Genomic DNA, 23,931 nt, shown 5'->3' with positions numbered 1-23,931 from the left:
CGCGACCATTTAGACATGGTTTATTGCAGCAATAGTTGAACAAGCAGCATGTCATCCTAATTATGTATGCTTGTTTTCCCAATACTCATCAAACCATCAACCGTTCCGCCATTGATCACATGTTCTACCATGGAATCCGCGTCAAATTCAAAATCAAGCTTTCTTAACAGCAGCGACAGCAGCTTCGCCATATCAATATTTTCATTCTGAGGCAGGTAGTCAGCGAATTGGAGTAGATCAGAGAGCATTCTTGGTTTCTCTAGCTCGACTTGTTGTTTAAGTGATCCATCCTCAGCTAACTTTTTCAAAAACTGCTTGAGCTTAACTTGCTTTTGCTCATCGTTTATATTCATCATGTTGAAATCCTCCTATTCTAGAATCATTCGTTCATTTCCGCTAACTCATGAAATGTTCGTATATTTTTTGATAAGAGGGTTTGAAATTCCCCATTAGGCAGAAGACATATCGTATGCCTTTCCTTTTGTTCTTTAGTATGACACATCTATCGTTAATTCTTGAGGGAATAAAGACGCAGTGCCCATTAGACAATCCTGCTCATTTTATTTCTAACAAAATTCTAATGTAAGCCGAAATAACACTAATAATAAACAATTTTGAATGAAATATTAGTATATTTTGACGTTTGAAAGCGCTTGCTGTCGGGTATTATATTTATATCGCTATACTCACTTATACCTATATAAAAAACGTCATAACACCTTATAAAATAACGGATTTATACTTATTTATCTAACATGCAATGTTTTATTTCATGAATTATTATTTTATTTTCAAGAACAAAGGGGGGACTATTGACTAGAATCCCAAAAAAATAGGTCAAAAAACTCTATTCGACATTTTTCGCCAGCCCCTATCATTAGAATTTTTTCATCAATGTAAGCGCTTTATTATTTTTAAAGGCTAAAATTTACTATTTCTTTTCATTTAAATAGCTATGCCTGCTGCAATAATCAGCCTTATCAAGCTGCTAAATCTGATAGCTTGCTTCCCTATTTCTCATTCATAGTTATCAGATCGGGATTTTTTTACCATCCAGCTCGTTTGAGATACAGCTTCAGAATCATACAAATATCGTATAATCACGAGCGATTGCCATTACAATTTGACTAGTCATTCTTTCATATAAACAGTAGAAAAGGCAGCCCCGACCCTCTATTAAGGGGCAAGACTGCCTTATCTTTTATAAAAATCTAAGCGATTGAAACTGCTCCATCATTCTTTTCCTTACGATGAGCAGTGATGAAGTAAGTTAATGTTAATGCGCTAAAGATTACGAAGTAGATCATTAGAATACCAACGTTATTCCATAGGGCGCTGAAATCACCGCTAGAAACAACTGCTTTGAAGCCGGATACCGTATAAGTCATCGGCAGCCATGTATTGATTCCTTGCATCCAGTTCGGAATAAGTTCCAGAGGGAACGTTCCTGCTGATGTTGTTAATTGGAAGATCAGAACTACGATTGCAATGAAACGGCCCGGTTGTCCGAATACCGTTACTAGGAACTGAATCAAGCTCATGAAGCAGATGCTTGAAATGAAAGTGAAGAGACAGAACAAACCTACATTCTGAACTTCAAGACCGAGTCCAAACAACAGAATCGCGTCAACGATAAGGGATTGCAATAAACCAACAACAAGCATAACGAGCATTTTACTGATGAACCAGCTCCAGCCATTTGGCGGTTGGATAGCCGGCTCTTTAACAGCAAACACTATTGTAAGGAGCAATGCGCCAACAAAAAGTCCTAGAGAAATAAAGTATGGTGCAAATCCAGTACCGTAGTTTGGAACGCTTTCCGATACTACTGTCTCTGAATTAATTGGATTGGCGAACATGTCAAACATTCCTTCATCCACTTTAATGGAAGCAGTAGCATCGGCTGCTTCGCCTAGCTTGCTGGATAGTTCTCCTGTTCCATCTGTTAATTTCACTAAACCGTCAGTAAGCTGTACCGCACCCGTGCTAAGCTGACCAGTACCACTAACAACTGTGCTAAGGCCATCAGACAAGCTGCCTAGGCCGCTATGCAGTTTTTGTGAACCGTCTTTTAATGCCGCAGACCCAGCTACTAGCTTTTTGCCTCCTGCAGATGCATCATTTAGCTTCGTTCCGAAAGTATCTAGTCCTGCAACGAGTTTATCTAATCCACCGCTCAAGGAGCTTGCTCCTGCGGATAGCTGATCTTGAGCTTTCGCTACTGAAGAAGCGCCAGCCGCAAGCGTTTTGCTTGATTCAATAATTTTTTGAAAATTAGGATCTTCAGCTAGAGCAGGAACTGCTGCCGCATATTGTTCAAGCGCTTTTGTCAGTTGAGCAGATCCTGCTTCTACTTGACCCGCACCAGCCTTGGACTGTTCAAGTCCAGCGTTCAATTGTTTAGCGCCTTTATCTGCTGCTACTGCACCATCAGATAATTGACCATTAGCTGTTCCAAGCTGCTTCATACCATCTGTTAGGGATACAAGGCCCGTGTTCAGTTGGCCAGCACCTTTTTCTAAATCTGTACTTCCTGTAACAAGCTTCTTCACGCCATCTTGAATCGTAACGGAGCCTTCAGTAAGCTTTTTGAGATTATCAGCTATTTTCTGTGCGCCGTCCTTTGCCGTAACCGTACCATCAGCAATTTCAGTTGCACCATTGCTTGCGGATGCTAATCCTTCTGACATTTCCGTTACTTGATCGAATACCGTACGTGCATATTCTTTTGTTACTTCTTTATTCAATTGTGCCTTCATCGTATCTACAGCTGTGCCGCCAATTTGAGAGGCTAGAAAGTTCAAGCTCTCATTCGGCAGAAACTGAATAATAGCTGGTGAAGGTTGATCTGAAGTCAACGTTGTTGTTTGCTGAGAGAAATTCTCTGGAATTTCAATAGCCATGTAGTAGGTATTGCTTTTCAAGCCCTCTTCGGCTGTTGCTTTGTCTACAAAATCCCATTTGAATACTTTATTGTCCTTCAGCTTATCAATAAATTCATCGCCGACAGCGATCGTTTTTCCATTGAAGTCCGCCCCTGCATCTGAGTTAACAACTGCAACCGGCAAATCTTCCATTTTATCATACGGATCCCAAAAAGCGTTTAAGAATAGTCCGCTATAAAGGACAGGCACCAATAAAATTGCAATAACAGGAATTAATACTTTTTTGTTGCGAACGATAGCAGATAGCTCTCTGCCAAATTGACGAATACCTTTCAAGGTATGATCCACTCCTTCTTTTTCTAACAGCATATAGGTTAATACAGTTGAACGTTTTGGTCATTTGGTCATTTTACTCCTAAAAAAAACCGTCTTCGCTATTGGGACGATTACGGTGATAGTTAGGCAAGCCTTATTTCATGCTTTTGCTTCCTTAAGGAAGCTCTCTCAAACCGAATTTAAACAACCCTGTGAAATATCTGCTTATCTGTTCCTTCGTAAGCGGCTCTCGAACTCTATTCCATTCCACAGCCAAAGCAAGATAAGTCCGCATAATGAGATAAGCTGTTAATTCCGGATCATCGCTCTTCACTTCGCCTTGATCAATGCCATGTCTTACTTCTTGCTCAATAAAACTAACAACTGCACGCTCAATCTGGATCAAGCCTTCCTGAACCATTGGCGTTCGAATGTCACGGAGCTCCTGATTCAGCTTCATGAACAATTCATGCTGTTCTCTGAAATGCAAGACACCATGCAGCACATGATTCAAATTATCAAAAAAAGGTTTATCTCGATCAATGGCAGCTAGTGCTACTTCTTTCATCTCAATCGTTAAATTTCGAATGATTTCATTGAAGAGATCTTCCTTCGTGGCGAAGAAAGTATAGATTGTTCCTTTCCCGACACCCGCAAGCTTGGAAATAAGCTCCATCGTTGTTGCTTTGTATCCGAACATTGCAAATGACTTAGCTGCTGCTTCTACAATTTGTTTTTTCCGGTCGAACGGTTTGCGTTCCGTTTCCAGCATTATCCCCTCCTTGCTAGACTGCTACTGACTGACCAAAAATACAATCTGGTCATTCGCTCATGGATTCAGTTTAGCATGATGTATTTATTTTGGCAAGAAAACATATTTAGTTTTTTTCTTCATCTATTAGTTGTGCAGTGATCGAAACCGGCTAGGGGTCATTCCGGCTAAACGCTTAAAGGTATTACAAAAATGAGAAACATCTTGAAACCCGGCGCTCGCAGCTATTTCTGTAATAGGCAGCTCCGTTTCCTGTAAGAAATCCTTCGCCTTATTAATTCGATATGTGATCAGAAACTCATTCAACGACGTCCCTGTGTGCTCCTTAAATATTCGAAACAAATAAGAGCGTGACATATAGAACTGACCGCATAAATCATCCATACGGAGTTGTTCCTTGTAATGGTCCATGATATAGCTGAGAATTCTCTCGACTAGCCGTCTCTGTTCATGGTTTTCCTTCTGTTCCACCCTTGATTCATTTTGATAACGACCTAGTTGAGCAAATAGCTGCATGAGCAGGCCCTTAACGATCAAAGGAAAGAAACGCTGTTTGGCCTGCAATTCCCTTTCTAATCGCCCCATTATCTCTTGCAAGCGCAACAGCTGTCCTGCATTTAATATAAAATGTGCCGAATCTCTATTCGGATCTGGAAGCCATTGCCCGATTAAGGAAGAGCATTCCTTATCTTCTGCAAACAGACTTTCTAGATAGCTTCTTTGAATCGCCAGAATATAGCGATGAAAGGGTACATCTGTAGTTGGTCTTGGCAGATGCAACGCCCTAGGCTTGACTACCGTGAACGTACCCGCTTCGATACCATGAATCCGATCACTGGCAATAAACTTACCCTTTCCCTGTATGCACAAATAAAATTCATAACCGCTATGCGAGTGAAATGAAGGTTGGAATAGACTCGTTGTACGATATGCGCAATAGACTGGATAGTCCAATAATGTTGAATTCGTCCATTCATCTACTACAAACTCTGGAAAGGTTGCCTCCTCCTGCTCAATGTACATGTCGGCAAGCTCTTTTAATTCCATCATTTCCTCCCCTTTCGGCCTCCCCTATAGTAAACACAATATTACAAATCAATGAGACGATATCCCAAGCTTCTTTCCCATCCACATAGTATATTGATTGTAATCACATAGCTGCGGAGGATTGATACCCATGTCAAATACGCTTTCTTATGACTTAATAAATCAAACAGCTGATCAGGTCTATCGCTATATGCTGCTGGATCATTCAAAAAATTGGGGAATGGACATTAATCATTGGGACTGGGTTCCAGGCGTTGGTGTCATTTCTATCCTTTCCTACTTTGAACGTACCGAGAAAAGGGAGGTACTGGATGGTCTAATCAAATGGGCTTACAAAAATATGCATGAGTCGGAAAAAGTTAAGGTTATCAATTCCATGGCACCGTTTGCCATCTTTCTGGCGCTCTATAAGCATACATTGGACCCCATCTTTCTCGAGAAAGCCGAGCACATTGGTCAATGGATGCTTAATGAAGCCCCCCGTACAAGAGAAGGCGCCTTTGAGCATACGGTCACAGAAAATGTGAGCTTTCCGGAGCAGGTGTGGGCCGATACCATCTTTATGGCTGTGCTGTTCTTAGCACGCCTTGCCCGCCAGACCGGCAATATGTCCTATGCAACAGAAGCCGTTAAACAGTTGGAAATCCATTTACGCTTACTTGAAGACAAAGAAAGCGGCGTATTGTTCCATGGATGGAATTCCATTGCACAAGATCATTTGTCTGCTGCACGTTGGACTCGTGCAAATGCGTGGATCGCAATAGGAACACCAATGATTCTGCAGGAGCTTGCAGGAATGGTAATCGTATCAAAGCAAGTCTTAGAACGGTATCGCGCGATGATGGTTGGACTAATACGCTTCCAGCAAGCTGACGGGCTCTGGGCTACCGTCATGGATCGAGCAGATTACTATACGGAAACCTCGGGCAGCGCCGGTATTGCATGCGGCATACTTATGGCAGTTCGTCATGGTCTATTAGACCATTCTTATCAGGATTCCGCTTATCGGGCTTTGAACGCAATTATACCCAAAGTGCTGCCTAGCGGAGAAGTAACAGGCGTTTCTGGCGGCACGCCGATCATGCCTTCCATTGAAGCCTACAACGAGATTCCCTGCCATCCTACGCTTTATGGACAAGGTCTTGTCCTGATGCTGCTCGCTGAACTACATGCAAACCAACAATGAACGATCGTTTGAAGAGCTTCAGCACGCATGTCTGCCGAAGCTCTTCTTTTATTATTCTCTTTGATTCTTATACGGGATGCTTAGCATTCGGCTTTAATGGAATCGTTATATTACGCGAAGAATGATTTACATCATTGTCCGTAACGCTTGCCGTCACATTGTCTCCATCTTCTACGACCATGATTTGCGGCAGCTTCTCAGCTGCTTCACCTACAGCAATTGAACATAGAAATACGGCTTTGTTTAATGAATGGAAGTCAATTGCTTTACGCTCGCCTGCATAGATAACCAAGTCTAAGCAGTAGATTTCACCTTGTTTGGTGACTTCCCACTTTCTCTGTACATCGCTATCGGCATAAGGTTTCTCTCCGAAAGCAGCGTATAAGCTGTCAAATCGTAATGGCAATCCGTTAATATCCGCTTCTGCTTTCGTTCCCTCCTCTTTAATGCTCACACCCTCCAGACAACCTCCGATTTCCATGCGCAGCCGTAAATCCGATGCCATAATTTGGCCTTCGATGCGATCCAAGCCTGGGTGAGTATCTCCCCCGTTCGTGAGAAAACGAACGCCAAGCAGAAGATGTCCCTCTTCTGCTTCAGCACGGAGTACTGCCGAGCAATAGTCATAACCATCATGCAGGCAGCGCATCTGCAAATAGGTTGCCCCCCCGTTATTTTCGAAATAGGCTACTAATCCTCTTGTTTGATTCCACATGATTTCATCTTTGAATATCCCGATTGCATACTGCGATGTCATATGCGTCTCCGCCCACTTTACAAATCCAGTAACTTCATTTCGATAATAGGGCTGCTTAAGGAACCTTGTATCTCCTTCTATGAACAGTTCCAAGCAGCTATCCGGGCATCGACTTCCGCTTCCGAACCATTCGGCGTCATATTGAAGCTCATCATTAGAGAAAAATACCAGCTTATTATCGGTAGCTACTTGTAGAAAGGATTTAATTTTGTCATTGAGCAATGTACTATAGCTGCGGCTGTGTGGACCAGCCCACTGCCCAGAAAAGGGATGATAATGCTCCGCCACCATCCGCCAAACCATGTCGAGCAGTCCATCGGCAATTTCCCTTGCTCTGTGGCTGCGCGAATAGCTCGAAATTTTGGACAACTCCACAATGGCAATGACAGAATAATGAGGACTGTTAAATTCCTGAAAGGTCCCAAGGTCTTCCGTGTAGCATTTCAGATTCTCTAATCTTTGTAACGCGTAATCCATATAATCCTGCCGACCATACAGCTCTCCGGCGATCAATGTTACAAATGCCCCCATAATCGAAATATTCGTATAATGAGGTCCGACATTTCGCATAATAATGGCATCGCAGGCATAGCTTATCCCTTGTCGCATCCGATCCCCCAGCTCACCGGACATGCGATGACCATGAAGAAGGGCTGCAAGCACAAGCTCTTTACCGCAGAAATCGGCCCAGTTCCAGTCAGGCGGAGCCATCTGATGGAGCGGCTCCTCATAAAACCAAGGCCAAATCCCATAGGTATCATGCTTCGGGTCACAGTCTTGCAAAGTAAGGAGGCGCTCAATAATTGCGCAAGCTCTCTCCACATACTTGGACTCTTCTGTATTTAACAAAGCTAAAGCATACAGCAAGGATTGATGCGTCGGATGAACAAACGGATGGTCTTCAGCGGTTAACGTTGTATGGTATCCCGGTGTGTGAAAGGGTCTTAGCAGCATGTTAATCTCTGAATCAAAATCATTTTCCTGAGAAATGATTTTTTTCAATAAGAGCTCTTTATGATTCGCTGGCTTTGGCGTAATATTTATACTCATGCCTGGAGTCCTCACTTTCTTTTCTCAAAATCACATTACGGTTACGATCATAATTCCACTCTCTGTTATACCCAAAGCATTCACCAGCTCTGCTCGATATTTGTACTCGCCTGGAGCTCTCTCTGTAATTGAGGTAGTGAAAGTTTGAGCGTTCGGAGTTCCGTCGATCAATGGCTTCGTATCGATTAAAATTCCATTTTCATAGAGCCGATATTCTGTTGCATTCGTTCCCCACCACATGCTCATCGTTACCTCATAAGTCCCGTCCTTATCCCAATTATTATGAGAGAGTATCGGCACCCCAGGATTAGCATCAGTCACTACGATAGTCATTGGATCACATTTGGTCGTTCCTTTATCATTAGTCAGTTCGCAGGTGTATACATAGGTCCCATTTGGTTTCCCCGAAACTTCAACAACGGACGTTTGAGCATTAGGAGAGATGCTGACCATGTTTTTTAACTCGATCAATTCGCCATTCTCATAGAGCTTGAATAATCTTCCATTCACTCCCCACCACATATTCATCGTGATCAAATAATCGCCGTCTTTAAGACCTGTAGTATGATCGTTATTATGAGATAGAACTGGTTTTCCTGGAACGCCTGAAGCCGGCTCGAATAGCGTTAACACACTGCTAGCTTCACTTCCTCTAAAAAAAAGATCATCATTCTGCTTATAAAGCGCATGCCACTCTAATTCTCCAATCTCAGACTCGCTGTCTATAGAATGGATAAGAGCAGCAGTTCCAAAGGAATCCGTTACTGCTTCTCCAGCAAGCACTCCGTTCACTTGGAAGCCTATCTTCTGTGAAGCAATCGGATTTCCATCGCGATCCATAAGCTTTGCCGTTAGTACGGCTTCACTATTAATCGGCGCTTCCACATCAGCTGTTTGAAGCACAGTCCCCGAATAAATCATGAATCGGACAATCTTTGTTGTCACATTTCCTGCGTAGTCCTCCGCTGTTGCGATTAGTGTATTCATACCGCTCTGCTTAATTGGGGTATTTTCAGACCATGCCATTCCGTTAATCTGTACACTGCTCTGCTTTAGTCCACTTTCCGAATCCTCCACCGTTACAATAGGGGTGACTTGATCGGTATAGCTCTCACCATCCTGCACACCAGATATTAATATCACTGGCTTAGTGCGATCAGCATTCTCCAACTGCATCGGTTTGAACAATGAGGATTGCTTGCTTGATCCAATGCCGCTGCCCCACTCTACATACCCTCTTCGGCCATTTCCGTCATTCTCATTGATAACGATCGACATGCTAAGTAATCCATCAGTCGGAATGATCGGTGATAATTCGCTCCATGGCAAAGCTAATTCATAAATCGTATCCTTCGCAGTCTCATCTCTTGTTACCTGCAGATCAGGATTTAATATCGGGCCAGTCATATATCCCTGTGGTGCCATCCATCTGTATAGCTCGGGGCCGCCTCCGGTTAATGCCATTCCATATTCATACCACTGAAGATTCTCACCGGGCATGCCTGCAGATATAGCAAATTGAATGCTGTCCCCTTCCCAAATAGCATCACCTTGCTTTGGCTGAGAGAATATATCATCATGCACTCTAGCGTATAAGTATAGATGACTGTCATCATATGCTGACCAGAGCTTGCCGCTGAAATCCTCCTGACCCTTGTGCGAGGAAATTCTAGAATTCACGTCAGTCAAAAGATCGATACCCACTAAGTCCCCTAAATCCTCTCCATGCTCCAGTGTTCGGAAAGGGAGCGGAACCCTTGCAGAGGCGGAAACAAGCTTGACGGTTCCCTCGCTTTTTAGTAAAGCACCATCCTCCATATAGATCTTAAATGCATAGGGAAGAAGTGACCCCTCTGGCATGCCAGATAGGGATAGATCAGCCGTGTACACGGTATTCGCTGGTATTATCGCATCAAATGCTGTAGAGCCTGAAGATGCTCCGATACTCCAGTCTATTTTTGTTAAGCGGCGATCCACTGGTCTTTCATTCTCAATCATTACTTCCATAACATCTGCGCCATTTCTTATCACATGCTTAGACGATACCTTTTCAGCCTGTTGTATCACAACGGTTTCGGACAAACCGGCTATAGCAGCACCATCTGCAAATAGTTCAGCTGTCGCTTTTCGTGTACCAACCCCATCCACTCCGGGAAAGCTTATCGTATAATCGCCGGACGTATTAATATGGATTTCCTGCGAAACACCTTGGAGACTAATCTTTGCTGTAAGCTCATCCTCATCTCCAAGGTCATTAACCCGAAGCTTAAGCGATATAGGATCATTCGTAAAAGCAGGCTCGCTTTGCAAAGAATAGGATTGGCTTTGTTCAACACTATCGATGTCTCCTGCTAGGAATAAAGGCTCGCCGGTTAAAGTCAAATACACTTTCCCTTGCAGCGGCGTATATATGGTCTTCTTTCCCATCATATTGATCACGGTAAGGGGAGCCTGCGTATGCAAGGCTACATCCTTCTTATCCAGCGACCATAGCACATTTGTTTTTTCATTATTCTTATCGAACGTATAGTGATAAATGCCATCTGCTGCTTCTTGACTAACAAGATTAGCTCCTGTTAACTGTCTCGTAAGTGTAGCTAGCGCAACGTAAGCTGGTTTGGGTGTATAGGACCCCAAAGTATCCCCCGTATTGCGTATGATCCCGAAGTTATGCTCATTTGCGAGCTTATCGGTTCCCGTATCCATAAAGTTGTACCAAAATATTTTCTCAACACCCGCCGCCATACTGAGCACATAGCTGCGAATCAAATAGGCTGCCTGTGTATTCTCATCTACACCTGTTGGATTCAAATGCGTTGGCCAACCAATCTCGGTAAACCAAATAGGGATAGTCTCTCCGTCATTATGATCGCGTATAAGCTGATTAAGCTGGTCGATCTCTTCAAGCAGCCCTTCCGGTGTTTCCGGGTATCTGTACGGATGAACAGAGAGCGTATCCATATAATCCAGACCGCCTAGCTCAAATAATTGTTCAAGCCAATCTATTGGAATGCCTACTGTGCTTCCTCCAACAACATTGAAATCGGGATTAATAGCTTTGGAAGCTTCATACCCTTCCTTTAGCAGATTGAAATAAACATCCGCCCTAGAAGCAGCAGGTCCATTGCCGCCGAAGTAAGGAAGATTGAACTCATTCCACATTTCACCTGCTTCTAGTTGACTGCCGAATTTATTTATCATAGCCTTCACATATTTTGCATAAGCAGCATGAGCTTCTTCCGTATATGGTGTTTGACCTCCGTCATAATATTTATTGCTAAATGCAAAGCTAAGAAATGGATTGATGCTGAACTCTTTAAACGATTGCATAGGAAGAGTGAACTTCGAGTTAAATGAGTATTGCCCTTTTGTAAGCTCTACTTCTGACCAATAGAAGGAGTCGCGCACATTTTTGCTGCCGGCATATTTGATAAGCGGAATCATTTCTTTGTTCCAGCTAATTCCATAATGAGTCTGAACACCGAATGGAGAATCCGTCACTGCCGATAAATCAAATTCAGGTAGTGTGGCAAATGCCGTTTCCAATGTTTTGATCATTGTTCCGGCAAGATACGCTTCAATTTTTAATCGATGATAGCCATCATCAGGTACAGGTACTTGAAGTCGCAGCTTGCCTCCTGTGACCGAAGCGCTTCCCGACAATTCCGGCTCTCCCCATGCATTAACCGTACTCCACTTAATCGAGTCACCCGTTGTCAGTACGTCGAAGCTTCCTGATTGACTCCCTGCAAAAACATTTCCGACTTGAAGCTGGGCAATAGCAAGATCCGGAGCACTAACCTTAACCCGAATATCATCAAGCCATATAGAGCCGATGGTCTTACCTGATTTCATCGAAGCTTTAGTCAGCTTAAAGTGCATTTTCTTTAAAGGGCCATGCCAAACCCCATCATTGCTTCCGCCCCATTTGGTATAATTAATCCCCGAAGTGAACGAGCTCACCGTAACCTTCTGCCATTCGGAAGCGGGGTCTAGCACAATCGTCTGTTGATGATTCTGATTCGTATTATCCACTAGAATCAAATCGAATTTCCCCATATCCGCTGTTTTCACCCAGAAGCTGAGCTCCAAAGCATCTGCTGGGAGAATGCGCTTGAATACGTATTTCTCCAAAGAAACATAACTGTTTGCATACGTGGAATTGCTGCTGAAATTAAGCTGCAATTTTCCTGAGGAGCTCCCTGTCTGAGCGTTTGTTGCATCTAAGCTGAATTCGCCATTTCCCAGTGACCCACCACTTCCAATTAAGAAGTCCCAAGATTCGTCAGCGTTTTCAAAATCACCAATGGTCAGCTCAGGTGTATTCACACTGGCATAGACCTTCGATTGGGGCATACCCGGAAAGACCGGCGTCATGAAAAAAGAAATGAGGGTACAAACCATTACTAATGCAAATGCTCCTCTTAATCTGATCACGTAAATATCACTCCTTTATAATAGGAATTCTATTAGCAAGAGGACCTATTCTACTAAAGCTTGCCTTTAGAATAGGTCCTCCGCTGATGATCATCATGGTTTGATACAGCTTATTTCAAAAACTCTTTATTTTTTTCATACCATTCCTGTGCTAGCTTCTCTACATTCTCGCCGCCCAAGCGTTTCCATTCCTTCCGAACTTGCTCCATGCCCGCTTCAGGAGTTAATGCTTTGCCTCCTGTTACGACTTTGACTTCAATTTGTGTCGCTATTGGAGCAAAGGTAGCAATCAATTGACTTACCTCCGGCAAATCTGGGCTAAATGCGATATCTCTGCGATATTCATTTTTTAGTGCAACCTCTAGTGCGAGCGATTTAGCAACAGCAATTTCTTGGGAGAGCTCATCCTGTGCAGCCATGATCGGAATCCATTCTGCTTTCGTGTTCCATTGGCTCAAAATAGCATATTCATTAGCGTAAGCCACTTCCTGACGGTATTTATCCGCATCGAGTCTTTGCGGAACATTTCCTTCCGCAAGCTTGTAGTGAACATTCTCTTCACCAAATTTCATGCTCATCCAGCCTGATTCCAGCATCCAGTCGAGGAATTTAACCGCCGTTTCGATTTTATCTTCATCCATATCACTATTGAAAGCGACCAAAACATTGGACGGCAATTCTTGATATAGACCATTCTTACCATATTTACTCGCCACAGATTCTAGCGGAGACAGCTTTGCTTCTGGAACATTCGTCTTTAAATCCCGAATTTCATTGTCCATATTCCAGTTTCCGAAATAAATCCCTGCCTTGCCTGTCGTCCATAGCTGACGTGCGCGCTGGAAGTTGCTGTCTGTAATATATTCTTTATCGATTAGTCCTTGGTCGAATAATGACTTCTGATAGGCAAGAGAATCAGTGAAGCGATCCAGCGTTCTGGCAAACTTCAACTGTCCATCCTCCAAATACCATTGATTTTCATTGGTAAAAAAGAAAGCTCGCATAATTTGAACTGCATTTCCGTTAAAGACAATAGGTACAGTATCGTCTTTTCCGTTGCCGTCTGGGTCTTCATCCTTGAACTTCTTTGCCACTTCTATCAATTCTTCTACAGTCGTCGGAGCCTTTAACTGCAGCTTATCAAGCCAGTCCTGCCGAATCCACATACCATTATTGGCAATGGACTCTACACTTCGTTTGCTTGTAACTGCATAAATTTCTCCATTGATAGTCATAGCTGACTTCAAATCAGGATTTTCCTCTATATATTTCTTTAGCGTTGTACTGTATTTTTCAATGTAGTCTCCAATAGGCTGAATAGCACCCTGATTGGCCAATTGAGCAATATAGTTTCGGTCGTATTCCCAAATAAGATCAGGTGCGCTTCCAGATGCGATCAACGTGCTTATCTTTTGTTGTGCTTGACCGCGATCAACTGGAATCCAATTCACAGTAGCTGGAGAATTTTCATTAATCCATTTTGTCCAGCGGTTATCCTCGTAGCTTCCTTCTTCCGTTGGCACACTGCCTCGGTCAAAGGCTGAAATACTAATTGCTTTCTTAGGTCCCGCTGTAGCCGCTGGTGTTTCCGAGGCCTCTGCGCTTTTTTCAGGTGCTGCGGTAGGATCCGTCGTCGCAGCCTTACCGCTGCATGCTGCCAGCAAAAGTATCACAAGTGAAATGCTTACTGCTAGAGACGCCCTCTTCCAAACATACTTCGAAATATTCAATTCCATCATCCCCCTATTGAATAGTTACACTATATCAAGGACATATAGTCCGATGATATCATCCTTTTACAGATCCGATTAGTACTCCTTTGACAAAATGTTTCTGAAGGAAGGGATAGACGACTAAAATAGGAGTAACCGCAATGACGATTGCTGCTGCTTTAATCCCTTCCGGTGTGAGCATGACTTGCTCAACACCTTCACTTCCGCCCCCATTATTAAGTAGGCTTTGATTAACTTGGAGGATCATTTGATAGAGCTTAAGCGTCAACGTTTGATGAGTACTCTTCGTAATGTATAACAGTACGTTGAAATAGGAGTTCCACCAGCCTACTGCGTAAAACAAGGAAAGCGCAGCCATAATTGGCTTGCATAACGGCAAAATAATTTGGATCAAAATTCTCCAATCCCCGGCACCATCAATAGCCGCCGACTCCTCGATTTCCTCGGGCAAGCCTTCCATGAAGGTTTTCATAACGAACATATTGTAGGTACTGATCAATGCCGGAAGCCACAATGACCAATAGGAATTCATCAACCCTAATGATTTAATGAGTATGAAATTGGGAATGACTCCTGCGGTGAGCAGCATCGTAAATATGATAAAAATCAGCATCGGATTTCGCCCCATCAATCTTTTTCTAGAAAGAGGATAGGCTGCTAATGTCGTTAATACAATGTTCAGAAATGTACCTACTAGGGTTACCTCAATCGTATTCCACATGGCTACAATGAGCTGACCATCATCAAATAGTCGAAGATACGCCTCTATATTGAATTCGACCGGCCATAAGGATACCTCCCCTGCCGTTATCGCCCTGCTGCTGCTAAAGGAGGACATAATAACATACCAGAAAGGGTACAAAGCAAGGAGAGAAAGGAAGCCAAGTATCAAATAATTAGCAGTCGTCCCTAAGCGAGACCAGATAGACATACTACCTTTAGTCTTTATCATCGGTTACCATAGTCCCCTTTCCCCGAAAGCGCGAGTAATCCTATTTACACCAACCACCAGAATCAGCCCGACGACTGATTGGAACAAGCCTAATGCCGTCGTATAGCTGTAATTCATATTTTGCAAACCAACCCTGTACACGTAGGTGCTGATAACGTCGGCCACATCCAGTACGGACTGATTTTGCAAAATTAATGTTTGTTCTAACCCGACATCCATCATATTTCCCATACGCAGGACAAGCAGAATAGCAATAGTGCTGCGAATGCCTGGAAGAGTAATATGCCATATTTGGCGCAGCTTGTTGGCACCATCGATTTTTGCAGCTTCATATAGCTGAGGATCGATTGAAGCCATTGCCGCTAAATAGAGTATCGTTCCCCATCCTGCTTCTCGCCATATCCCTGATAATGTATAGGCAACAGGCCACCATTTTGAACTAGCCATAAAGTAAATCGGTTCGACACCGAATACATGCTCCAGTATCCCATTAACGATACCCGTGCTTGGTGAAAGGAGAGCGATGAAGATTCCGCCTAGTACTACCCAAGAAATAAAGTGCGGCAAATAGAGTAAATTTTGTACGGTTCTTTTGTACCATTCCTTGCGAACCTCATTAAGCAGCAGTGCCAGCATAATGGGTACAGGGAATCCGAAGACAAGGCTGTATACATTCAACACTAATGTATTTCGAAGAACTCTCCAGAAATCGATACTTGCGAACAGACTTTGAAAATGCTTGATTCCGACCCACTCGCTGCCGAAAATCCCATCTCCTAGCCTATAGTCCTTAAACGCTATGATCTCGCCAACCATCGGAGCGTATTTGAATAAGAGATAAAATCCAATTACAGGAACAAGCATCAGATACAAATGCCGATCCCGTCTAAATCGAGTTCGGAACGTCGGACCCCGATGGTTCGTTCTCGTCCTTAATGAATTTGATCGGGCATGCACCGTTTCAAATTCGGGTCGTCTATCCTTCATTTGCTTCACCCTTTCGTTGTTGAAAGCCCAAGTTTGTTTGGGCAATTCGATCGTAACTTGAGCACGCTTAATTGGATATAGACACGTTCTGAACACCATGACTATTCTTGCAATTGGCATAGTCACTATTCTTATACAGGGTGCATTTTCTTGTTGTTACAACTAAAAAACCTTGTAGTGACGCCGTTTTGCGGCTTTGCTTCCAAATAAAAGAGACATGCGCAGGAGCAGCCTCTAGAGAGGATTCCTTTACATGTCTCTTCGTCTAAATAGGTGGTACCATTAATTAATATTCTCATTCTGTGAGCTTGCAGCCCATTCCCGGTATTCCAGCGGAGTCATCCCTGTATACTTCTTAAATGTTCGAAGGAAGCTGCGAGTATTTACATATCCAACTGCCTCAGCAATCTCATTCACTTTCATCTCTTTGTTCATCAGCCATTTTTGAGAAGCTTGGATTCTAATTCCGATCAAATAGTCTATAAAATTACTTTCGGTGTATTCCTTAAACTGCTTGCTGATATAGGTCGGACTCAAATGAAATTCTTGTGCAAGCCTATCCAAAGAGAGATCATTCTCATGAAAGTTCTCTCCTATAAAAATCAACATTCTTTCAATGGTGACATTACTGCCCCTTTGGTTTCTCTTATCATTGATTTTATCCGCTATCCCCTCTAGAAAGGCGAATACAATCCTCTCCATTTCCTTTACGTTTCCACTTCGGTTAATAAGCTCATAAATACTGTCGAGCTGACTCATCGAATCCTTTAAATCAATCCCTATGGAGCCAACAGACTGAACGGATTTCATGATGAGATCAAAGGACAGCTGACGGATTAGATCTGGGGGGAGATTTCGTTCAACCGCCTCGCGGAACGTTTCCTTTACATACTCTTTTATCTTCACTGTATCCGTCGCCTTCAGCGCGTCCGTCATCCGATCCGCCATACGAATTAATCGGTAATACTCTTTACTGTCCAGCGGCTGAAGGTCTTCGATAGAGATTACCGAATGCTGACCGAATACCATTTTATAATGAAGCGCCTTCTGTGACTCGTCATAGGATTTGGGAATATCCTTCATCTCCCTATACCCACGACCAACTCCTATAGTTACGATCAAATCAAATTGCTTCTTCATTACATCGAGTATTAACTCCAGAATCGCAAGCGCACGCAAGTGGTTCTGCTCCGCATCCCCTTCTGCAAAGCTGAAGATAACTGCGGCACGTCCCTCTCCTAAATCAATTGCCATTCCAGCGTTTTCTAGATTAATCAGTTCCTCCGCTACATTACAGAAAGCATAGGTATAAAGGGTCTCGTCCTTATCTCTTAAATCTATACCCTCTTTGCTAATCTCCGCCGTACATACCAGATACCGCTCTGGAAATAAATGAACACCAACAAATTCAAGATGATGACGTACAGCCTGATATTCCGTTCGATAGCCGATAAGCATATCCATCATGATTCTCCACTTCAGTACAGGCTTGGAATCCCTCACATGCTGCTGAAGATGATCGCGATCTAGAACTAATTGATCAAATACCTTCTCCAGATAGCTAAGCCCCGCATCTGTACGTTCCTGTTCCTGGCCTAGCTTGTAGGTACCTGAAGACATTTTCCCAACTAAGCGGTCAAGCGGCTTGAAGGTCCAACGGTTCACATAAAAAAGTACAATCAAAGCGAGCAGAATCATACCGGCAGCAAAAGTAATCAGTAAATTGCGTGTAACCTTGAGCGGCTCATAAATTTGTGATTCAGGCAGGATACTGATCAGCTTCCAACCCGTATAGGCAGAATCCCGGTAAAATATCGATTGACGGACACCATTAAGCTCACTAGAAAAAGATCCGCTCCCCTTCTTAGAGAGCGCGCTCTTGATATGTGGAAGTTCCTTTAAATTACGATAAATTTGAGTCTTGTCATCATGAGTTACTACATTTCCTTCACTATCAATAATAAACATATGACCGGCTTTGCTATCCTCATATACGGCCTTTATCATATCGTACAACGCTTTTTCATTGATGTTGACAGCAACCATTCCCTTGCGATATCCTGGCTTGCTGATCGTCGGAAAAGATCGAACTAAAGTAATGACATCCTTATTCACATTCCCGTCCCAGACTTGATGAGTCGTTAGCCACTTGAAGTAACCGGACATATCCAAATATTCATTCAACCAATTATCATCTAAGGATGCATCCTTCATATAAGTTTTATCCGTCAAAATGGCACCGCTTACAGAGGAGTACACAAAAATAGATGAGAACTGGGGATTCGTGTTAATAAAATTTTTCAATTTGTTGTTTAGTACATAAAAGTTACTGTATCGCTGTGCATCATCCAAATAACTGTCATGCATAAAATAAACAAATTCCAGCTCGTCCATTAGGGTAAGCAGATCCTTCTCCGTTTGACGAAAAGCTACCTCAATTTTTTGATCAACTTGCTTCAATAAAGCAAGATTCGTATTATTCAGATCATTCTCCAGCTTGCCTATCGTTCCTGTATAAGATAAGCCAAAGGTCAGCGTAATAATAACTAAGAAAACGGCTCCATAAATAAACATGACTTTAGTCGATATTCTTGACTTCATAAGCTTATACCTCCGAATTGAGATCTTGAATTAAGTCCTTATAAGCTTCCTATTAGGATGCTATGCTTCTAGTTGCAGATCAGAACAGAAAGCATATGATCTCTCATCGTCGCTATTCACACTCTTTTCACACTAGCTATTTTTTCCAAATAATACACCAAAAGTATAGAGACTGTCCATCTTCGCACAAAAAAAGGTTAGTCCTCTTGAATAGATAACTCTAATCAATAGACTAACCTTTTTAAAATTAGAAAAGCTTATTATTTCCTTCTTATCATTCGCTTCCGAAGGCTAATGCCTAGAAGAATGAGTCCGAAACCAGCTACATAAATATACAGGTAGCTCGCTTCGCCTGTTTTTGGAAGTGTTGTTACTGGTGTACCTTGAGTCGTTCCAAGCGGAATTTCCTCAACGTCAATTTCAATAAAGATCTCTGTTTCATTGCCATCCTTGTCTTTCACAACAACGGTGAATGTATCTTTGCCGACATAACCTGGTTTCGGTGTATACGTCCACTTGCCATCAGGATTTATCGTTACCTTACCATGGTTTGGCTTATCCGTAATGGATGGAGTCCCGCCAGTTGGCACCTCTACATTACCTGTTGTTGGCTTGTCCTGGAGCGTCGTCTTCTCATCAACCTTCGGTGTTGGAGCAGGTGTTGCGATTGGCGTCGGTGCAGGTGTTGCCACCGGTGCAGGCGATGCCGTTGGTGCTGGTGTTGCCACCGGTGTCGTCGGCGACGGTGTTGCCACTGGTGCCGTCGGCATTGGTGATGGCGTTGCTGCCGGCGTTGTCGGTGTTGGCGACGGTGTTGCTGCCGGCGTTGTCGGTGTTGGCGACGGTGTTGCTACCGGTGTTGTTGGTGTTGGCGATGGTGTTGCTACCGGCGTTGTTGGTGTTGGCGACGGTGTTGCCACTGGCGTCGTTGGTGTTGGCGACGGTGTTGCCACCGGCGTCGTTGGTGTCGGAGTAGGAACGACTACCTTAACGTTCTTAACATCTAGATGAAATCCAGTAGTTGAGTTGATTGTAGCAGAACGTTCTCTGGAATCTAATACGTATCCAGCTGGGGCTGCTATCTCTTTTACAACGTAGCTTCCAGCCAATAGCTTCTTGAATTCAATCGCACCATTAACATCTGTTGTTAACGTGTTGATCAATGTTTTGCTTGATCCTGATACTCGGTACAGTTCAAATGTTGCTCCGCTAAGCGTTACATTACTGTCAGCGGAATCGATTTTTTTAATCGTTAAAGAGCCTCTTACACCGCTTCCTGTTCCTGAACCGGATGATACGCCTACCACAATCTCTTTAGTCGTATCTTTGCTTACTGAAGCAACATTATTGCCGCTAAATGCAACTTTATTAGAGACTTTATCTTTGTCATTCGCAACAATTAATGATTGATATTCTAGGATGTAGGCACTCGTAATTTCATTCTTAAAGCTTAACTCGAACGTTTGCTCACCATTATTATCTGTCTTGATTTCAAGATCGAAATCAGTCCCTTTAGTGAGTTCAGCAGCTTTGGCTAGGCTGCCATTCGTTGAAACAGTTGTCGCCCATAAATGGAATGAGTTCGGTATCAATAACTGATTAGGTGTTGGCGTATCGATGATTTTAGCATCCGCTACCGTCGATTGACCACGATTGATATTTATTATCCAATCAATTTTATCTCCATTTTGCGTACCGTTCTTGTTAACATACTCACCGCCATTAGGAATATTGACTGAGGCTGTGAGATCTTTGGATACTGCTGTTGCTCCATCAAACAATTTTGCAGTGTTGCTGATAGAAGTAGAATTAATCAATTTATCTTCAAGCGTTGTTTTAAACACAATGTAATACGGTGTTGAAATAGGCTGCTGGAACGTCACAACCAGCTTATTATCAGTGCCAATTGTGTAGCTGTATTGAGTGGAAGGTACTACCGTGCCTGCCGTTGGCAGCGGACGGTCACCGTTTACCGGAATCGTCATCGTGTATACAACAAGTGAATTGGGAACCAGCTTTTGAGGTGCTGCCAGCTCATCCTCAACCTTTGCGGCTGCAATAGCTTTACTGTTGTAATTAACGCCAACCGTCCAAGTCAGTTCCTTAGAAACAGCGTTATACTCGCCATACTTAAAACCGTTATTTTTCGCTTCGTCTCTAGGTACAAACGTAGCTGTTTCTGTTTTGGTATGAGGAACAGAAGGAACAGAATCGTCTTTCCAGTCTACTGTCGCATTATTGATGAAATTCGTTGTGCTGCCAACAGGGCTGATCCAATCATTATTGTACTTAGTCGTATAACTGATTGTAACTGGGCCGGTTAAGGCTTTTACAAATGTTAGTTTAAATCCTGAAGTTGCGGCAGTAGCACTATCCAGCGTGAAATCCACAGGACTGCTCAATGTTGTGCTGCCTTGTTTTACTACCAATGAAGTTGGGATAAATTCAAGTCCTTTATTAGGGAACAAATCTGTAACAACAACGTCGTTCATTACATAGCTGTCTTCATTTAATTTAATGGTCCATGAGACTGTTTTAGCCTTATAGTCTACTGCACCTCTGCCTTTTGTAATAACGACTTGATTAATATTTTTAGTTTCTGTATCAGACTTAACGCTGGTTCCGCTGCCTGTAGTTACTTTGTTCTCTATCGTTGTATTGCTCAGAACACGATCAATTGCCTTCGTTTGATACTTGATTTTGTAGGCAGATGTAACCGTATTATTAAATTGAAGCTTGAAGCCTGTTTTATTCGCAGCGGATGCAGCCACCACGGAATACTCCGTGCTTGGCAATTCCGTACCTACCGTTTGAGCGCCAGAGCTATCGAATGTCACCGGGTAAACATGAATACCATTAGTCAGACCTTGTACCAATAGCTGGCTATCATCGAATAAATCAGTCAAAATAGCATCTGCTTGATTAATTGTTTTTTCATTAAAGTTGTACTGGATTTCCCAGTCTATCGTTTGCGCAGCAGATTTATAATCCGTCGTAATCTTATTTAAAGCAGTACCATACGTCACTGCAACTGTTGAACTTGCATCAACTGGCGTTTTATTGCTTCCTTTAAACGTAGCTGTGTTTTTAAACGGTGACTTATCTCCATCTAAAATCGGTGTCGAGTATTGAATACGATAGGCCGTTTCAATCGGATTGTCTACGAAGCTGACATTAAGAATATTGCCAGTCGTATTAACCGTATACTTGGTTGGATCAACCAATGAACCTTTATTCACGGTTCCATCCAGGTTTACATTTAGCTGATAGACAGAAACAGTTACAGGAACATCAAGACCAGCAGGAATCGGATCAATGACTACTGCATTCTGAACTGAATCCAGAGCCTTATTCACATCTACAGTCCAATCGATGCTCTTAGCATTATAGCCTTGCGGTACGCCAGACTTCCCAATCGTCGAACTAACATTAGGTTTAAAGTTGAGCGTAAATACCTGTTCACCTGAGCTAATTGGTATTTTTATAATTTGAGTTGTACTTCCAGTAATGACTGACTTATCAAATTGCGTTTTAAAAGTAAGAATCCCTCTTACTTCATCATTTTCTATATCTTCATTGAAGACCATGATAACTTCATGTGTTGAACTATCAACACTGAAAGTACCTACATCTCCATTATCCGTAACGAGGTTTCCGCTTATATTATTGAAAAGCTGAAACTCCTTCGGCAATTTAAACGTGTATGTATCACCTTTTTCATAGCCGTGACCATTAGGCAGCGACCATGTGTAATCTACTTGTACTTTGGAGCCTTGCTCATAGACGCTATTCGTCACCGTCTGTCCTGCACTGTCGTAAACGGACATCGTTACACTATCAATGATATTTTGTGTAATGCCCGTAGCATTTACTTGATTGAAAAAGCCGCCTCCTGGAATCACTTGCATGAATACCAAAAGCGCAATCAGTAAAGCACTCGTTTTTCTTTTCAACATCGTTTTTCAACGCCTCCTTAATCTCTTAAAAAACCTCATATTCTAGATCACTATAGGAAATATTTCTATTTCGCTATGTAGTGCAGTAACGGATTTGGTTTAAATGAATGCTATTCTCTCTCGCAAGCAAATATTTATCTTTCAATAATCCTAGTTGCCACACTATATCAAAATTTAACAATAATAGTTTATGACGTCAATAGAAAATCGTCTAAATTTTGGAAAGTTTTGTGGATAATAAGAGAAATTGTCGTAAAGAGTCGCACTTTCCTCATTTTCTTGATAGTATGCGACAAAATATGATAAAAACAAATAAAGCCAAGCGGTCTGTTCAGACCCTTGGCTTGTTTCATATAAAACTCACTCAAATTCTATCTCCACATTCCTTCAATTTATAAGTGAAGTAATTGACCAGCATAGATCCTAACAGGTTTACCTTCAACGCTTATCCAAACATCCATTGCAGACGGATTATGAACAATACGTCTATCAAAAGAAAATCTCAGCTCCTCCAAAGCTTTCCTATAGGCTATAATTTCTGCATTCGTAGCATGCCAGATTGTATCGTTTTCTTTTAAAAGGTCTCCTGCCTGATCAATAATAGACCAGTTATCATCGTTGTCAAACTCATAGCTATGGCCCCAAACGTAGAGTAAAGACATCCTGTCATGTCTATCCTCATAAGCTAGGAAGTCTTTAGCGAACTCTAATAATTGTTTATGATGGCAGGTTGGATTCCAACGAAGAGGGTCTGATGGCATATCGAACTTACCATGACTGTTCACGGTTCTTGCATATTCAATACCAAGCATCGGCAGCATGGCTACGACTCTATCATCATAAGTCCCATATGGATAGCTCATTCCATGTATAGGATAATGGACCAGAGCTTCCAATACCCGCCTGTCTTCCAAGATTTCATATGTCACTTGGTCAGTAGGAGATAGTTCTAGAAAAGGGTGATTGACCGTATGCACAGACACTTCATGATCCTGATAAAGGGATCGAACCTCTTTTGCTGTAATATATCCTTTTCGATCAAGAAAGCCAGAATTCAGATGAAAGGTTCCCTTAAAGCCATACTGATTCATTTTCCCTACGAGTAGACGGTCTTGAGTACACCCATCATCGTAGCTGAAGGTCATCGCCTTTGTTCGTCCTTCAGGAAATAACGTATACTGGATTCTCATGATATTTCTTCCTCTCTATTTTTGTTGTCCTCAGCTGGGTTGTCTACAGGAACCAGAAAAGCC

At 42.6% G+C, this 23,931-nt stretch carries 13 protein-coding genes; 1 reads left to right on the top strand and 12 read right to left on the bottom strand.

Features of this window, described 5'->3' with window-relative positions:
• Window positions 1–56: 56 nt before the first annotated feature.
• The 4 genes from AC0YOD_RS22880 to AC0YOD_RS22865 form a co-directional block, all read right to left on the bottom strand.
• Window positions 57–356 (bottom strand): hypothetical protein, encoded by a 300-nt coding sequence (locus tag AC0YOD_RS22880; RefSeq protein ID WP_475801641.1) that lies wholly within the window; start codon window positions 354–356, stop codon window positions 57–59.
• A gap of 855 nt (window positions 357–1,211) precedes the next feature.
• Entirely contained in the window at window positions 1,212–3,254 is a 2,043-nt protein-coding gene (locus AC0YOD_RS22875) for a YhgE/Pip family protein (RefSeq protein WP_475801640.1), read from the bottom strand.
• A 121-nt stretch (window positions 3,255–3,375) separates the two neighbouring features.
• Window positions 3,376–3,972 (bottom strand): TetR/AcrR family transcriptional regulator, encoded by a 597-nt coding sequence (locus AC0YOD_RS22870; RefSeq protein WP_475801639.1) that lies wholly within the window; start codon window positions 3,970–3,972, stop codon window positions 3,376–3,378.
• A 126-nt stretch (window positions 3,973–4,098) separates the two neighbouring features.
• Window positions 4,099–5,019: a helix-turn-helix domain-containing protein gene (locus tag AC0YOD_RS22865; RefSeq protein WP_475801638.1), complete on the bottom strand. Its 921-nt coding sequence runs from the start codon at window positions 5,017–5,019 to the stop codon at window positions 4,099–4,101.
• Window positions 5,020–5,149: 130 nt separating this feature from the next.
• Between AC0YOD_RS22865 and AC0YOD_RS22860 the strand changes: the two genes are divergently transcribed.
• Complete coding sequence (locus AC0YOD_RS22860; protein ID WP_475801637.1) at window positions 5,150–6,205, top strand: glycoside hydrolase family 88/105 protein; 1,056 nt, start codon at window positions 5,150–5,152, stop codon at window positions 6,203–6,205.
• 67 nt (window positions 6,206–6,272) lie between these two features.
• Here the strand turns inward: AC0YOD_RS22860 and AC0YOD_RS22855 are convergent, their stop codons facing one another.
• The 8 genes from AC0YOD_RS22855 to AC0YOD_RS22820 form a co-directional block, all read right to left on the bottom strand.
• Window positions 6,273–8,012 (bottom strand): hypothetical protein, encoded by a 1,740-nt coding sequence (locus AC0YOD_RS22855; protein ID WP_475801636.1) that lies wholly within the window; start codon window positions 8,010–8,012, stop codon window positions 6,273–6,275.
• 30 nt (window positions 8,013–8,042) lie between these two features.
• Entirely contained in the window at window positions 8,043–12,449 is a 4,407-nt protein-coding gene (locus tag AC0YOD_RS22850; RefSeq protein WP_475801635.1) for a hypothetical protein, read from the bottom strand.
• Window positions 12,450–12,559: 110 nt separating this feature from the next.
• A complete protein-coding gene (locus AC0YOD_RS22845; RefSeq protein ID WP_475801634.1) occupies window positions 12,560–14,179 on the bottom strand; it encodes an extracellular solute-binding protein in 1,620 nt (539 codons plus the stop codon).
• A gap of 58 nt (window positions 14,180–14,237) precedes the next feature.
• The gene (locus AC0YOD_RS22840; RefSeq protein WP_475801633.1) at window positions 14,238–15,134 is read right to left on the bottom strand and encodes a carbohydrate ABC transporter permease; all 897 of its coding nucleotides are present in this window, start codon (window positions 15,132–15,134) and stop codon (window positions 14,238–14,240) included.
• Between the two features lie 3 nt (window positions 15,135–15,137).
• Entirely contained in the window at window positions 15,138–15,998 is an 861-nt protein-coding gene (locus AC0YOD_RS22835; protein ID WP_475801755.1) for an ABC transporter permease, read from the bottom strand.
• Window positions 15,999–16,403: 405 nt separating this feature from the next.
• The gene (locus AC0YOD_RS22830; protein WP_475801632.1) at window positions 16,404–18,722 is read right to left on the bottom strand and encodes a helix-turn-helix domain-containing protein; all 2,319 of its coding nucleotides are present in this window, start codon (window positions 18,720–18,722) and stop codon (window positions 16,404–16,406) included.
• Window positions 18,723–18,982: 260 nt separating this feature from the next.
• Window positions 18,983–22,678 carry a collagen binding domain-containing protein gene (locus AC0YOD_RS22825; RefSeq protein WP_475801631.1) on the bottom strand — a complete coding sequence of 1,232 codons (3,696 nt, stop codon included), beginning with the start codon at window positions 22,676–22,678 and terminating at the stop codon, window positions 18,983–18,985.
• A 392-nt stretch (window positions 22,679–23,070) separates the two neighbouring features.
• Complete coding sequence (locus tag AC0YOD_RS22820) at window positions 23,071–23,868, bottom strand: polysaccharide deacetylase family protein (RefSeq protein WP_475801630.1); 798 nt, start codon at window positions 23,866–23,868, stop codon at window positions 23,071–23,073.
• Window positions 23,869–23,931: the final 63 nt, after the last annotated feature.

It is taken from the genome of Paenibacillus sp. J31P13 (assembly GCF_056269295.1).
This window is presented reverse-complemented; position numbering and strand designations above follow the sequence as displayed.